General features: G+C 66.6%; 12 protein-coding genes and 1 pseudogene. 6 read left to right on the forward strand and 7 right to left on the reverse strand.

Translation table 11 applies throughout. From position 1 onward, the window contains the following. Positions 1-83 precede the first annotated feature (83 nt). Genes LFT49_RS13910 through LFT49_RS13935 form a run of 6 tightly spaced genes read left to right on the forward strand, consistent with a single transcriptional unit; the run spans position 84 to position 6,040 of the window. Positions 84-1,115: a DUF7847 domain-containing protein gene (locus tag LFT49_RS13910; RefSeq protein WP_237428525.1), complete on the forward strand. Its 1,032-nt coding sequence runs from the start codon at positions 84-86 to the stop codon at positions 1,113-1,115. Beyond that, positions 1,105-1,743: a DUF4129 domain-containing protein gene (locus LFT49_RS13915; RefSeq protein ID WP_236820099.1), complete on the forward strand. Its 639-nt coding sequence runs from the start codon at positions 1,105-1,107 to the stop codon at positions 1,741-1,743. Before LFT49_RS13910 ends, LFT49_RS13915 begins: the two co-directional genes overlap by 11 nt. Further along, the gene (locus LFT49_RS13920; RefSeq protein ID WP_236820101.1) at positions 1,740-2,966 is read left to right on the forward strand and encodes a DUF4350 domain-containing protein; all 1,227 of its coding nucleotides are present in this window, start codon (positions 1,740-1,742) and stop codon (positions 2,964-2,966) included. The genes LFT49_RS13915 and LFT49_RS13920 overlap by 4 nt, the downstream gene beginning before the upstream one ends. 35 nt (positions 2,967-3,001) lie before the next feature. Then, positions 3,002-3,976 carry an AAA family ATPase gene (locus LFT49_RS13925; protein WP_237430519.1) on the forward strand — a complete coding sequence of 325 codons (975 nt, stop codon included), beginning with the start codon at positions 3,002-3,004 and terminating at the stop codon, positions 3,974-3,976. Then, the gene (locus LFT49_RS13930) at positions 3,976-5,268 is read left to right on the forward strand and encodes a DUF58 domain-containing protein (protein ID WP_237428526.1); all 1,293 of its coding nucleotides are present in this window, start codon (positions 3,976-3,978) and stop codon (positions 5,266-5,268) included. Before LFT49_RS13925 ends, LFT49_RS13930 begins: the two co-directional genes overlap by 1 nt. A gap of 58 nt (positions 5,269-5,326) precedes the next feature. Then, entirely contained in the window at positions 5,327-6,040 is a 714-nt protein-coding gene (locus LFT49_RS13935) for a DUF4166 domain-containing protein (RefSeq protein ID WP_237428527.1), read from the forward strand. Between the two features lie 3 nt (positions 6,041-6,043). Here the strand turns inward: LFT49_RS13935 and LFT49_RS13940 are convergent, their stop codons facing one another. From LFT49_RS13940 to mnmA, 7 genes and pseudogenes are all read right to left on the reverse strand, one after another. Next, positions 6,044-7,126, reverse strand: coding sequence for a hypothetical protein (locus tag LFT49_RS13940; RefSeq protein WP_373462117.1), 1,083 nt, complete (start codon positions 7,124-7,126; stop codon positions 6,044-6,046). Continuing rightward, a complete protein-coding gene (locus LFT49_RS13945; RefSeq protein ID WP_236798925.1) occupies positions 7,123-7,530 on the reverse strand; it encodes a chorismate mutase in 408 nt (135 codons plus the stop codon). Before LFT49_RS13945 ends, LFT49_RS13940 begins: the two co-directional genes overlap by 4 nt. A gap of 98 nt (positions 7,531-7,628) precedes the next feature. Beyond that, a complete protein-coding gene (locus tag LFT49_RS13950) occupies positions 7,629-9,338 on the reverse strand; it encodes an ABC transporter ATP-binding protein (protein ID WP_237428528.1) in 1,710 nt (569 codons plus the stop codon). Beyond that, on the reverse strand, positions 9,335-10,378 hold the full coding sequence (locus tag LFT49_RS13955) for an ABC transporter permease (protein WP_237428529.1): 1,044 nt from the start codon (positions 10,376-10,378) through the stop codon (positions 9,335-9,337). Before LFT49_RS13955 ends, LFT49_RS13950 begins: the two co-directional genes overlap by 4 nt. Before the next feature lies 1 nt (position 10,379). Then, positions 10,380-11,471: an ABC transporter permease gene (locus LFT49_RS13960; protein WP_237428530.1), complete on the reverse strand. Its 1,092-nt coding sequence runs from the start codon at positions 11,469-11,471 to the stop codon at positions 10,380-10,382. Positions 11,472-11,598: 127 nt separating this feature from the next. Continuing rightward, positions 11,599-13,239, reverse strand: a pseudogene (locus tag LFT49_RS13965) (ABC transporter substrate-binding protein). A gap of 269 nt (positions 13,240-13,508) precedes the next feature. After that, positions 13,509-14,642, reverse strand: a complete 1,134-nt coding sequence (gene mnmA / locus LFT49_RS13970; RefSeq protein WP_237428531.1) for a tRNA 2-thiouridine(34) synthase MnmA — start codon at positions 14,640-14,642, stop codon at positions 13,509-13,511. Between the last annotated feature and the right edge of the window lie 51 nt (positions 14,643-14,693).

A 14,693-nucleotide genomic window follows, 5' to 3' on the forward strand; every position in this document is an offset into this window, starting at 1 on the left:
CCCCGTATGGGGCGTCACCATACGGGGCCTCACCCGGCGGTCAGCCGCGCTATGTAGCCCCGCCGAAGCCGGGGATCATTCCGTTGCGGCCCCTGATGTTCGGGGAAGTCCTCGACGGATCGTTCCAGGCCATCAGGCGCAATGCCAAGGCAATGCTCGGGGCCGGTTTGCTGGCGCAGTCATTGTCGGCCATCCTCGCTGCGGTAGTCACAGCGCTCCTTGCCACTTCGTCGGGCTCCGTCGGGGCCTGGGCTGAAACGGCCAGCAGCGCCGAACTCACCTCCCTTGGGATCGGTATGATGGCTGGCTTTGCCCTCCTGTCCATCTTGTCGGTGTTCATTTCCGCCATCCTCCAAGGCGCCATGGTGGTGCCTGTGGCGCGTTCCATCCTGAACCGGCCCACCGGCTTCCGGCGCATGCTGTCGCTGGCGCGGCCAAGGTTCGGCGCACTGGCCGGGCTGGCGGCGCTGATGGTGGCGGCGGTTCTGGCCACCATGGCGCTCTTTGTCGCCATCATCGTTTTCCTGTTCTCCAACGTCCGGGGCGCGGCCGTGCTGCTGGTATTCCCCCTCATGCTGGCTTTTGGCGTCGCGGTTGCGTGGGTGGCGGTCAAGGTCGTGGTGGCGCCTGCCGCCGTCGTCATCGAAGAGGTTGGAGCCTTTGCCGGAATCCGTCGTTCCTGGGAATTAACCCGGGCTAACTGGTGGCGGATCCTGGGCATCACCTTGGTGGTGGCGGTCCTGGTGGGGGTAATCACCCAGGTGGTCCTGATTCCGGTAAGCCTCCTGCCCACGTTCGTGTCCGGTGTGGTCTCGCCGCACGGCGGCAGCGGGCAGGACGCCACAATGGGCGTTGTCATGGGTGTGGTCACCGCGGTGATCGGTGCCCTGGTGGGCGCGGTGGCTTACGCCTACCAGACATCCGTGATGGCGCTGCTCTATATGGACCTGCGGATGCGCAAGGACGGCCTGGACATCGCGCTGCTGCGCCAGCTGGAGACCGGTGCTGATCCTGACGGCGTCCCGGGCAGGGGGACGCAGGCAGGCAGGAGCACGCCGTACCCCGGGTATGGGACGGCGCCAGGGTCACCAGGGGCATGGCCGTATGGCCGCTGAGCCTCCGGTGCTCCCGGATTCGGCGGAGGCACGGCGCTGGGCGGCAGAGGAGCTGGCCAAACCGGAATACCGGGACGCCGCCCCATCCTGGGTGGACACCCTCTGGCGGAACTTCCTCGACTGGTTGCAGTCCCTGGACGGCTCCTCCGGGGACTCAACAGCTGTGCCCAGCCCGGTCATCGCCCTCGTCATTGCGGCCATCATCGCAGCTGCCATCATCCTCGCGCGCCCCCGGCTGAACGCCCGCGCCCGGAAGGCCAAGGACGTCTTCGAACGGGAAGCGGCCATGTCAGCGATCGACTACCGGAACCGCGCAGAAGCCGCAGCCGCGGCCGGAAAGTGGGGGGACGCCGTCGTCGACCGCTTCCGTGCCGTGGTCCGCAGCGCTGAAGACCGCACCATCCTGGACCCGCAGCCGGGCCGTACCGCCGATGAAGCGGCGCGGGCACTGTCCGTGTCCTTCAACGCTGAGTCCGGGCGATTGCTGCGGGCGGCGGCCGTCTTTGACGGCATTCGGTATGGGAACAGGTATGCAGGCAGCGCCGACTACCAGGAGATGGTGGGCCTGGACTCCGACTTGGATGCCACGAAGCCGGTTCCATCCGGCAGCGCGGTACGGCTGGCATGAGCGGCTCCGCTACTGATACCAGGCATCCGGGTCCTGCCGCTGGCCGCGAGGACATCCCGGAAGCCGTGTCCGCGCCACCGACCTCCCACGCAGGGAGGTTCCTCGCCTGGCTCCGGCAGCACCGGGGACTTACGGCAGCGGGTGTTGTGGTGGCCGCCGCGTTGGCGCTGGTGATCGGCACGCAACTCGCTCCCAAGGGCGACACGATTCCCCTCTCCGTCCACAATGCCGGGCCGGACGGGGCCAGGGCGTTGGGCGAGATTCTGGGCCGGCACGGAGTCTCCGTCCACACGCCCGCACGTTTCGACGCAGCCTTGGATGACCTGCGCTCCGGCTCCTCCCCCACGCTCCTGCTCTATGACAGGAACGGCATCCTGGGTGAGCCGCAGCTGGCCGCACTTATGTCGGCCGCTGACAAAGTGGTGGTGGTTTCGCCCAGGCTGGAAACCCTCACCGCCCTTGACAGCGGGATCCGCCAGGCCGGTGTGGTTCCCGATGGCTTCCCGGTCCTAAACCCGGGCTGCGACCAGCCGGATGCGGAGGCAGCGGGACAGGTCACGGGCCAGGGCGGCTTCGTCTACGACGGCGGGACGGCCTGCTACCGGGCAGCCGGAACCGCCGGGATGTTCGCCGTCAGCAACGACGGACGCCTGGCCGTGCTGGGCAACCGGGCGGTGCTGGGCAACGACAAGCTGGATGAACTGGGCAACGCCGCGTTGGCAGTCCGGATGCTGGGCGCATCGCCGGACCTGGTCTGGTACCTGCCCTCGCTGGAGGACGTCGCAGTGACCGGATCCGGGAAGACACTGGATGACCTTGCACCGGACTGGGCCCGTTTCCTGGGCCCCTGGCTGCTCCTGGTGGCATCGGCCGCCGTCCTGTGGCGGGGGCGCCGCCACGGCCCGCTGGTGTTCGAGCCGCTGCCGGTGGTGGTCAAGGCTGTTGAGACTGCGGAAGGGCGTGCCCGGCTTTACCAGGACTCCCGCTCCGTCGGCCAGGCCCGGGACAACCTGCGGGCAGGGCTGCTGGTGCGGCTTTCCGGAAAGCTCCGCCTCGGCCCAGGTGCCACAGCCGAGGACACCATAGCCGCGGTGGCCAGGTACCTCGGCACGGACGCCACCGGCATCCGCGAACTGATAAACGAACGCCCCGCAACCGAAGCCCGGCTGGTGGCCTGGTCACAGTCGCTGGACAAACTCGAGAAAGAGGTCATGACCCGATGAGCGAACAGAGCAGTGGCCCGGCAACCCTTAATGCCATGGACTCAGGCAGCTACATGGACGACGACGGCGCACGGCAGGCACTGCTTGCTGTCCGGCAGGAGGTGGCAAAGGCAGTGGTGGGACAGGACGCCACGGTCACCGGCCTCCTGATTGCCCTGCTTTCGCAGGGGCATGTGTTGCTGGAGGGCGTGCCCGGGGTTGCCAAGACCCTGCTGGTCCGCGCGCTCTCCTCCGCCTTGAGCCTGGAGACCAAACGGGTGCAGTTCACCCCCGACCTCATGCCCGGCGATGTCACAGGCTCCCTGGTTTACGACTCCCACACCTCCGAATTCAGCTTCCGCGAGGGACCCGTCTTCACCAACCTGCTGTTGGCTGATGAGATCAACCGCACGCCGCCAAAGACCCAGGCGTCACTCCTCGAAGCCATGGAAGAGCGGCAGGTATCGGTGGACGGCACCTCCCGGCGGCTTCCGGCGCCTTTCTTGGTGGCGGCCACCCAGAATCCGGTGGAGTACGAGGGGACCTACGCCCTGCCGGAGGCGCAGCTGGACAGGTTCCTGCTCAAGCTCACCATGCCGCTGCCCGAACGCGGGGACGAAATCGAAGTCATCCGCCGCCATGCCGCCGGTTTCGATCCCCGGGACCTGGTGGCGGCCGGGGTCCGGGCGGTGGCCGGCGCGGAGGACCTGGAGCGGGCGCGGGAGGCAGTGGCGCGCGTGGTGGTGGAACCGGAAATCATTGGCTACATCGTTGACCTTGTGCGGGCAACCCGGGCCGCCCCTTCATTCCAGCTGGGCGTGTCACCGCGCGGAGCCACTGCGCTCCTCAACACGTCACGGTCGTGGGCCTGGCTCTCGGGGCGTCCCTTCGTCACGCCGGACGACGTCAAGGCGCTGGCCCTACCGTGCCTGCGGCACCGCGTGGCGCTGCAGCCCGATGCCCAGATGGACGGCGTCCGCGTGGACGACGTCCTGGGCAGCATCCTGGCGTCCGTCCCCGTTCCCCGCTGATGGCCATCTCGGGGCGCTTCGTTGCGCTGGTGCTGCTTGGCCTGGTGCCGGTGCTGCTGTCCCCCGGGTGGCTGACCGTACTTGCCACCGCCGCCGTGCTCGCGGCCCTGCTGTTTGCGGACCTGGTCTTCGCGGCATCCCTCCGCCGGGTCAATGTGGTGCGTGCGGATCCGGAGAACGTGACGCTCAACAAGTCGGTGGACGCCGTCCTCACGGTGCGAAACGGCGGTGCCCGTCCGCTCCGCGGCTCGCTGCGGGATGGCTGGCAACCCTCCGCCGGGGCGCAGAACCCGGTCCAGGCCATCGACGTACCGGCCGGGGAAGGAAGGCGGTACCGGGTCAAGCTCCAACCTGTCCGGCGCGGCCACCTGGCAGCGCCGCACGTGACGATTCGCTCGTTCGGGCCCCTGCGCCTGGCCGCCCGCCAGCGCACCATCGATTGCCCCGGCTCAGTGCGGGTATTGCCGCCCTTTCATTCCAGGCGGCACCTGCCCTCCAAGCTGCGGAAGCTGCGCGAACTCGACGGAAAGGCCGCCGTCCAGATCCGCGGCGCCGGCACGGAGTTCGACTCCCTGCGCGACTACGTCCGCGGTGATGACGTGCGCTCCATCGACTGGCGCGCCACGGCCAGGCGCTCCGCGGTGGTGGTCCGGACGTGGCGCCCGGAACGGGACCGACGGGTGGTGGTGGTCCTCGATACGTCCCGCACGTCCGCGGCCAGGATCGGTGACGAAACGCGCCTGGACACCGGGATCGAAGCGGCGCTCCTCCTGGGTGTCCTGGCTGAACGGGGCGGAGACCGGGTGGACTTCGTGGCGTTTGACCGCAGGACGCGGGCACGGGCCGGCTCGGCCGGGCAGGGCACCATCCTGGGCCGGCTGGTCCAGGCAATGGCACCCCTTGACGCGGAACTGATTGAGATGGACTGGCCTGGCGTCCCGGCGCAGGTCCGTGCCGTATCCGCGCACCGGTCGCTCGTGGTGCTGCTGACGTCGCTGGACAGCGGGGCTCCGGAGGAAGGCCTGCTGCCGGTGGCCGAACGGCTGGCAAGCCAGCACGTCGTGGTGGTGGCAGCCGTCCGCGACCCCCAGCTGGGCGCCATGCTCAGGGAACGCCACGATGCCACCGGAGTCTTCCGTGCTGCTGCGGCTGAACGCGCGCTCCTGCAGCGCGCGGCGGTGACTGCCGAGCTGCGGCGCTATGGAGCGGAGGTGGTGGACGCCGAGCCCCACGAACTGCCGCCCCGGCTTGCGGACATGTACATCCGGCTTAAGGCTGCCGGTAGATTGTGAACCCGGAGACAGTCCGCCCCGAACAGCAAAACGGCATAGGCAACAGGAGGTCCATTTGATGAGCGTCCCCATTTACCGGCAGGTCCTGGGCAGGGAGTTCTCCCGGTTGCAGCCCGAGCTGCAGGAGTATTTCTCGCTGGCACCGGGCTCCGGGCACTACGGCGTGGGGGAAGGAACGTTCGACGTCGTCGGGTGCCGCCAGCGGTGGCTGCGCCCCTTGCTGCGGCTCACCGGGGGCGAAGAAGCTTTCTTTCCCGAGTACGGCGAAAACATTCCGTTCCGGATCGAGAACCACGCGCACCAGGATCCGTTCGGCCGCTCCAGTCTCACCGCCCGGCGCGAGATACGCTTCCCGGAACGGACCCGGCTTTTCCAGGACACCACGAGCGCCACTACCCGGGCCGGCGCCACCCAGCTGGTGGACTACGTGGGACGGTACCGGCGCCTGGTGACGGACCTGAACCTCAGCGTCACCCTGGACGGCAGGCTGCGCGGAGTATCAGAAGCTTCCCGGCTTTTCCTGGGTGCCCTCCGGGTACCCCTTCCGGCAGCCCTGGACGCCAAGGCCTATGCCGAACAATGGTGGGACCCTGCGGAGGGCAGCAACGGGCGGCACCGCATCCAGGTCAAGGTCATCCAGCCCCAGATCGGCCTGGTCCTGGTGTACGCCGGTGCCTTCGACTACCGGCTGCGCCCCTACACCGGCGGCAGTTCCGCGCAAAGCTACCTGCCCCGCTATGCGCAGCCGGACCGCTGGGAAAACAGGGTCTGACGCCTACCCCAGCGCCAGCTGGTTGAGGCCGTCAGCCACCTGGGTAAGCCTGCCGAGTACCGCGGTGGCCTGGGCGGGTGTGAGATTAGCCAGTCCTGCCGAGGGAGTCACCCTGGTGGCGGCAAGAAGCGACGCCGGAAGGCCCAGCTGGCGCCAGGGACGCCATACGGACTCCACGCAGTCGGCAACCTTGGGCATTGGGCCGCCCGAGACCTCCAGGGCGCCTGCCCAGAACTGTTTTCCGGCCTCCACCGCTCCGGCCACCTGCTCCCACTGGCGGTTGGTCAACGCCTTCAACGGCAGTGCAACACCGTCGGCGCCTGCGGCCAGGACCAGTTCGATCGGTGCCTCGATCTCCGGAAACGACACCACCACGTCCGCGGCACCGGCTTCGCGCAGGGCATCCAGGACCAGCCGCCAGGACTCCCGCGCTTCCGATGCCGGTACCGCGCGCAGGGTGCGGTAGCCGCTGGCGGTGGGTATGGTTCCGGCCAGCACGGCGGCGATGGCGGGCTCGTCCACCTGCACCACCAAACGGGCGCCGGGAACGGCCGCTGCCACCCGCGTGAGGTAGCTGCCCACTCCTGCTGCGAGGGAAGCGGCCAGGTCCCGCCGCGCGCCGTAGTCCAGCAGCGCGCGCTCACCGTTGTGCAGGTACAGGCCTGCCGCAAGGCTGAGCGGGCCTACCAACTGAACCTTGAACTCTGCAGCGGAAATGTCCTCCGCTCCTGCCACGTCGGCGAGCACGTTCAGGTCGGTGGAGAGCGCCGACGCGGCACGCCGCATGTCCTTGCCGGGCCGGTCCACAAGCCGCCAACCGTGCGGCTGCACGTCCACCGCCAGCTCCTCAAGGAGGGACGCGGTACGGCCCAGGGCGTCGGAACCCACCCCGCGGTCCGGAAGCTCGGCAAGGAACGGCAGGTGTGGGCTGCCGAGCTCGCCGCGGATAATACGGGTGGCTTCGAGCGGGTCTTCGCCTGGCCACGGACCCAGCGCCGTGGCCGTTACTTCCGGGGCTTCGAATGAAGTGTCCGCAGCGTTGGCCGGACGCGGGGCGGAGCCCCGTTGGTACTGTTCCCGGCTCACGCCAGTGCGGAGGTCTGGGACTGTTGTCCGGATGACGCCTGGTGGTCCTCGGCGATGGCCTCGTGGTGGCGGATTACCTCGCCGATGATGAAGTTGAGGAACTTCTCGGCGAACGCCGGGTCAAGGTGGGCGTCCTCGGCAAGGCGGCGCAGGCGTGCGATCTGGGCGGCTTCCCGTCCCGGATCACCGGCGGGCAGGCGGTGGGTTGCCTTGAGGAACCCCACTTTCTGGGTGGCCTTGAAGCGTTCAGCCAGGAGGTACACCAGGGTGGCATCAATGTTGTCAATGCTGGAACGGATGGACAGCAGTTCAGCCATCACCGAATCGTCCACTTGACCTGCCAGGGAACTGGCGGAGGGGTCGAAATCATCGGAGCCAGGAGGGATGGGGTTGTGCTGCGTCATGGCTCCAGTCTATGGGAGCGGACGGAGTCACCGCGGGTGTGAAGCGCCGGTGCCGGCACACTGCCGGCACCGGCGCTTTACGGTAACGACTTTCCGGGTCAGAAGCCCAGGAGCGCCCGGTGCTCCTCCCTGCGTTTCGCCTGTTCGGCCGGATCAGGCACCGGCAGGGAGGCAATCAGCCGCCGCGTGTAGTCATGCTGCGGGTTACCCATGACCTGGCTGCCGATCCCCTGCTCCACCAGCTTGCCCTTGTACAGGACGCCGACCCAGGAGGACAGGATGTCCACCACCGCAAGATCGTGGCTGATGAACAGGCAGCCGAAGCCAAATTCCTCCTGGATGTCCCGGAACAGCTCCAGGACCTTCGCCTGCACCGAAACGTCCAGGGCCGACGTCGGCTCATCCGCTATCAGCAGACGGGGGTTCAGGCTCAGGGCACGCGCCAACGACGCCCGCTGCCGCTGGCCGCCGGACAGTTCGTGCGGGTACCGGCCCGCGTACGACGCCGGCAACTGGACTGATTCAAGCAGCTCACCAACGCGCTTGCGCGCCTGGGCATCGCTTGGCCGGGTGTGGATAACCATGGGCTCGGCGATGCACTCTCCGATTGTCAGCTGTGGGTTGAAGGAGGCAGCCGGGTCCTGGAACACGAAGCCGATGTCCTTGCGCAGCGGCTTGAACGTGCGCTCGCGAAGGTTCAGCATCTCGTAGCCCAGCACCTTGAGGCTCCCGCCGGTAGTGCGGTTGAGCCCGGCAATAGCGCGGCCGATAGTGGTCTTGCCGGACCCCGACTCCCCCACCAAGCCAAACACCTCCCCCCTGGACAAGGTGAAACTGACACCATCCACGGCTTTGAAGGCAGGCGTCCCAAGCCGGCCCGGGTACTCGATCTCCAGGTTGTCGGCAGCCACCAGCACTTCCTCATCCTGGTGGCGGCGTTCAGTCAGGCCTGCCGACGCCGAGTTGCGACCAAGGTGCGGCACCGCGGCAAGAAGGCTGCGCGTGTAGTCCTGCCTGGGTTCGGCGAACAGCGTCTTCGCAGGGGCTTCCTCCACGACGTCGCCCTGGTACATCACCACCACGCGGTCCGCCAGGTCAGCCACCACGCCCATGTTGTGCGTAATCAGCACGATCGAGGTGCCGTACTTGTCCCGCAGGTCCCGGAGAAGTTCCAGGATTTCGGCCTGGACGGTGACATCCAGGGCAGTGGTGGGTTCGTCGGCAACAATAAGACCTGGATTCAGCGCCAGTGCCGCCGCGATCACGACCCGCTGCTTCTGCCCGCCGGAGAACTGGTGCGGGTAGTAGTTGACGCGGTGTTCGGGATCGGGGATGCCCACCTTGCCCAGGGCCTCGATGGCGCGGGCTTTGGCTTCCTTCGCCGACACCCGTCCCCCGCCGTTTGCTCCCGCATGGGCACGGATGCCTTCGGCGATCTGCCACCCCACCGTGAACACAGGGTTCAGGGCGGTGGACGGCTCCTGGAACACCATGGCCACGTCGCGGCCGCGGATCTGGCGCAGCCGCCCCGGGCTGAGGCTGATGACGTTGGCGCCGTTGATCAGCACCGCACCCGAACTCACGGCCGTTTCCGGCAGCAGGCCAAGGATGGTCTTCGCCGTCACCGTCTTGCCGGACCCGGACTCGCCCACGATCGCCACCACCTCGCCGGCCCTGACCTCCAGGCTGACATCCTTGACGGCACGCACGTCACCGCCGTCCGTAGCGAAGGTGACTTCCAGGTGGTCGATATCCAGGACTGTTTTCCGGTCCTGCTGGTCTGACAGGTAACCGAGATTTTCGCTCACGGGTTGCTCAATTCTGTTTCGGGGCCGGACCCGCCGGGAGCGGCGGTTGCAGCGGGAGCGGCCGGCGTGGCCCCAGCGCCCTTGCGGCCGCTGCGCTTACGGCCGCGGAGGCGCGGATCGTTGAGGTCGTTGATGCTTTCGCCCACCAGCGTCAGCCCAAGGACTGTCCAGACGATGGCCAGGCCGGGGAAAAGGCCCGTCCACCAGATGCCCGATGTGGTGTCCGCAAGCGCCTTGTTCAGGTCGAAGCCCCACTCGGCCGCAGAGCTTGGTTCAATGCCGAAGCCCAGGAAGCCGAGCCCGGCCAGGGTCAGGATGGCTTCGGAGGCGTTGAGGGTGAAGATCAGCGGCAGGGTGCGAGTGGCGTTGCGGTAGATGTGCCGGGTCATGATCCGGATGTTCGATGCACCCACCACCTTGGCCGACTCAACGAAAGGTTCTGCCTTCAGCCGGATGGTCTCTGCCCGGATCACCCTGAAGTACTGCGGGATGAACACCACCGTGATGGAGATGGCCGCCGCCAGGATCCCGCCAAACAGGCTGGACTGGCCGCCGCTGATGACGATGGCCATCACGATGGCCACCAGCAGTGACGGGAACGCGTAGATCGCGTCGGCCACCACTACGAGGACGCGGTCCAGCCAGCCGCCGATGTAGCCGCTCACCAGGCCGAGGATGACGCCGGCGAAGATGGAGAGGACCACGGCCACGATGATGACCAGCAGCGCTGTCTGGGTACCCCAGATGACGCGTGACAGGACGTCGTAGCCGCCCACGGTGGTGCCCAGGAGGTGTTTGCCGCCCGGGGCTTGCTGGGTGGGGAAACTGCCGTCGGCGTCGGACAGTTGCGCGAAGCCGTAGGGCGCCAGCAGCGGTGCGGCCAGCGCCGTGAGCAGGAAGATGCCGGTAAGGACCAGGCCCACCACCAGCATGAAGCGCTGCAGGCCGACGCTTTTGTTGTAGTGCGACACAACCGGCAGCCGGCCGATGAAGGATGCCCGCGGGTTTGCGACAGGTTCGAGAGTGGTTTCGGCGGTCATGTCAGTACCTCACGCGGGGGTCGATCAGCGCGGCGAGGATGTCCACGATGAAGTTGGTGACGGCGACGATGACGGCCAGCAGCACCACAATGCCCTGGACGGCCACGAAGTCGCGCGCCGTAAGGTAGTTGGCCAGCTGGAACCCGAGGCCCTTCCATTCGAAGGTGGTTTCGGTGAGCACGGCGCCGCCGAGCAGCACCGCGATCTGCAGGCCCATGACGGTGATGATGGGGATCAGCGCCGGCTTGTAGGCGTGCTTGGTGACCAGCCGGAACTCGCTGACGCCACGTGAGCGGCCGGCCTCGACGTAATCCTTGCCGAGAGTACCGATGACGTTGGTGCGGACCAGCCGCAGGAAGACACCTGCGGTCAGGAGGCCCAGTGCCAGCGCCGGAAGGACAGCATGGGACATGACGTCGCTGAAGGCCGCCATGTTCCCGCTGCGGAGGGCGTCCAGCCAGTAGATGCCGGTGGGAGCTTCCAGCGCGGTGAGGGACAGCTCGGTCCTGGTGTTGGCACGGCCGGCTACGGGAAGCCAGCCCAGCCACACCGAGAACACCAGCTTCAGCAGCATGCCGGCGAAGAAGACCGGGGTGGCGTAGAAGAGGATGGCCAGAATTCGGAGCACGGCGTCCGGCAGGTGGTCACGCCGTTGCGCGGCAACCATGCCGAGCGGGATTCCCACCAGCAGGGCGACGATGAGGGCGTTGATGGCCAGCTCCAGTGTGGCCGAGCCGTAGGTGGTCAGCATCTCGGTGACCTGGCGGTTGTCCGAAAGCGTCGTGCCGAAGTTTCCTGAGACCAGCTGGCCCAGGTATTCGAAGTACTGCACGAGCACGGGCCGGTCATAGCCGGCGGCATGGATACGTTCCTGCAACTGGTCCGGAGGCAGCCGGCCGCCCATGGCGGCCGTGATGGGATCCCCGGTGATCCGCATGAGGAAGAACACCATGGTGACCAGGATGAGGATGGTTGGGAAAATCAGCAGGAAGCGGACCAGGATGTACTGGCCCAGCCCTCCGCCTGCCTGCTTTTTCTTGGGCGGAAGGAGTGCGTCCGCGTCACTGGGTGGCGCTTCAATCAAAGATGTCATCGGTACCTGGATTCGTGGTGACCGGGAGCCAGCATTCCCCTCGGTGCTGGCTGATGACCGGCAAAAGGCGGGACACCGTTTCGGCGTCCCGCCTCTGGCCTGTCAGAGCCCGATGGGGGTGGAGTGCTTACTTGGAAAGGACGCCAAGACGGGTCTTGAAGGAAGGATCAAGGGTCTTCTCGACGCCCTTGACATCCTTCCCGGCCACCAGCAGCTGCGAGCCCTAGAGAAGCGGCAGGGTGGAAAGGTCCTTGGCCACAGCTGTCTGGACGTCGCCGATCAGCTTCTGCCGCTCGGTCTTGTCCGGGGTGGTGAGCTGCTTCTGCACCAGGTCCGTGACGGTCGGGTTCTCGTAGTGGTTCTTCAGGAAGTTGCCGGGGATGAAGAACGGCGTGAGGTAGTTATCCGCATCGGAGTAGTCCGGGAACCACCCCAGCTGGTACACGGGGTAGGCGTCAGCAGTGCGTGCCTTGGAGTAGGTCACCCATTCGGTGGACTGCAGGTCCACGGTGAACAGCCCTGACTTCTCCAGCTGCTCCTTGACCATGGCGTACTCGTCACCGGAGGACTTGCCGTAGTGGTCCGGGTTGTACTGCAGCTTGATGTTGACCGGACCGGTGATGCCGGCGTCGGACAGGGCCTTCTTGGCCTTGTCCACGCTCGGCTTGCCGCTGCCGTCGCCGTACATCTCCTTCATCGGCTGGGTTGCGCCTGGCAGGCCGTCAGGGACAACCGAGTACGCCGGGACGTAGGTTCCCTTGTAGACCTGGTCCGAAATGGCCTGGCGGTCCACGATGTCGGCCATGGCCTGCCGCACCGCGAGGGCCTTGGCAGGGTTGGCTTCCGGCGTCTTGGCGCCGAAGGGCATGGTGTCGAAGTTGAACACGATGTACCGCAGTTCGCCACCGGGGCCCTTGTAGACCTTGACCTTGGAGTCCTTGTCCAGGTCCGCGGCATCGGTTGCGGTCAGGCTGCGGCCGGCAACGTCGATGTTTCCGCCCTGCACGTCCAGCTTGAGGTTGTTGGAATCGGCGTAGTACTTGATGACGGCACTGTCATTGGCCGGCTTGCCCAACAGCCCGTTGTAGTCCGGGTTGCTCTTGAGGCTGACCAGTTCGTTCTTCTTGTAGGAATCGATGGTGTACGGGCCCGCGAAGGGCTTGCCGGCAACGATGTCTTCGTCGCTCATGACTTTGTCGGCCGGGAACACTTCCTCGTCGACGATGGGGCCCGTGTTGGTGCCCAGGACGCTGGGGAACACCTGGTCATTGGCCTGCTTGAGAGTAAAGACGACGGTGGTGTCGTCCTTCGCCTCAACCGACTTGAGGTTGGACAACAGGGACGCCGGACCGTTGGGGTCGTCGATCTTCACCACGCGGTCGTAGGAGAATTTCACGTCCGAGGCGGTCAGGGCATGGCCGTTGGCGAACTTCAGGTTCGGTTTCAGCTTCACGGTGAACTCGGTGGGTGCAGTGAAGGAGGCGGACTCCGCGACATCGGGGCTGACCTCCGCAGAGCCGGGCTTGGAGTTCATCAGGAAGGGGTAGACCTGGTTCATCACCAGGAAGGATCCTGCGTCGTAGGAGCCGGCGGGGTCGAGGGTGACGACTTTGTCGGTCGTTCCGAAAGTGATGGCACCGCCACCGGCGCTGCCGCCGCTGGACGTTCCACCGCCGCCGCCCGATGGCCCGGTGCAGGCTGTCAGGGCCAGGGCGGAGATGCCTGCCAGCGCGATGGCGCGGTGCAGGCCGGTTGTGCTCTTGATCATCTGTGAACTTTCTGTCCGATGAGTACGCGCACGCCGGAGACACGGACAATGTTGGCCCCTGCCCCGGCGAGCAGTGCTGATCCCTAGATTCAATCAGAGAGTCAGTCCTCAATACGGCCAATTCCGTGACTTGAAACACAAAATTTATCTCATTGGTACTGCTGCCCACTGGCCGGACAGATTCTGCTGGCGCCGGGCGGCATCAAAGTTCCGGGGACAGCAAAGCACTGCCCCGGCAATACCCGGGACAGTGCCTTGGATCAAACAGGCTACAGGGCGGCCCGCTGGAGCGAACGCGCCGCGTCGATGGTTGCCTGGCCCAGCACCCTGGTGCCCTGGTAAAGGACCACGGTCTGGCCGGGCGCCACTCCGCGCAGCGGGGTGGTCAGTCGGACCACAAGCTGGCCTCGGCCATTACCGTCACCGGCGGGCTCCATCCAGGCCGTGGCCGGAACCGGGTCCCCATGTGCCCGGACCTGCGCGTAGCAGTCGAATTCGGCTCCGGTTTCCACCTCGTTGATGGGAAGGCCTGCCCAGGAAACCTTGATGCCGCGGATCTCGTCAATGGCCAGCAGGGCCTCGGGTCCCACCACCACCTTGTTCTCCTTGGGCCTGATTTCCAGGACAAAGCGCGGCTTTCCGTCGGCAGCAGGCGTGCCGAGCTTGAGTCCCCGCCGCTGGCCCACGGTGAAGGCGTTCGCCCCGGGATGTTCCCCTACCTTGGCGCCGGTCTCATCCACGATGTCACCGCTGGCCATGTCGATTTTTTCGGCGAGCCAGCCCGCAGTATCGCCGTCGGGGATGAAGCAGATGTCATGGCTGTCCGGCTTGTTGGCGACGGAGAGGCCGCGCCGCTCCGCCTCGGCCCGCACCTCGGCCTTCGACGGGGTGTCCGCCAGCGGAAACATCGAGTGCTTGAGCTGTTCGTGGGTGAGCACGCCAAGGACGTAGCTCTGGTCCTTGGCCCAGTCGGCAGCGCGGTGCAGTTCCCGGTTGCCGTCGGCGTCCTCGATGACCTTGGCGTAGTGGCCGGTACAAACTGCGTCGAAGCCCAGGGCGATGGCCTTCTCCAGCAGGGCGGCGAACTTGATGCGTTCGTTGCAGCGCATGCAGGGGTTGGGCGTTCTGCCGGCCGCGTATTCGTCGATGAAGTCCTGGACGACGTCTTCCTTGAAGCGCTCGGAAAAATCCCACACGTAGTAGGGAATGCCGAGGACGTCGCAGGCACGCCATGCGTCGCGGGAGTCCTCGATGGTGCAGCATCCACGGCTGCCCGTGCGCAAGGTTCCGGGCATGCGCGAAAGGGCCAGGTGGACACCGACGACGTCGTGCCCGGCTTCCACCGCGCGGGCGGCGGCAACAGCGGAGTCAACTCCGCCGCTCATGGCTGCTAGTACTCGCATGCTGGCTTTCTGTTGGGGGATGCTTGTTTTCCGGGGCCGTGCTGGTTGCAA

Origin of the sequence: Arthrobacter sp. FW306-06-A, from assembly GCF_021870055.1 — a bacterium.
Lineage (GTDB): Bacteria > Actinomycetota > Actinomycetes > Actinomycetales > Micrococcaceae > Arthrobacter.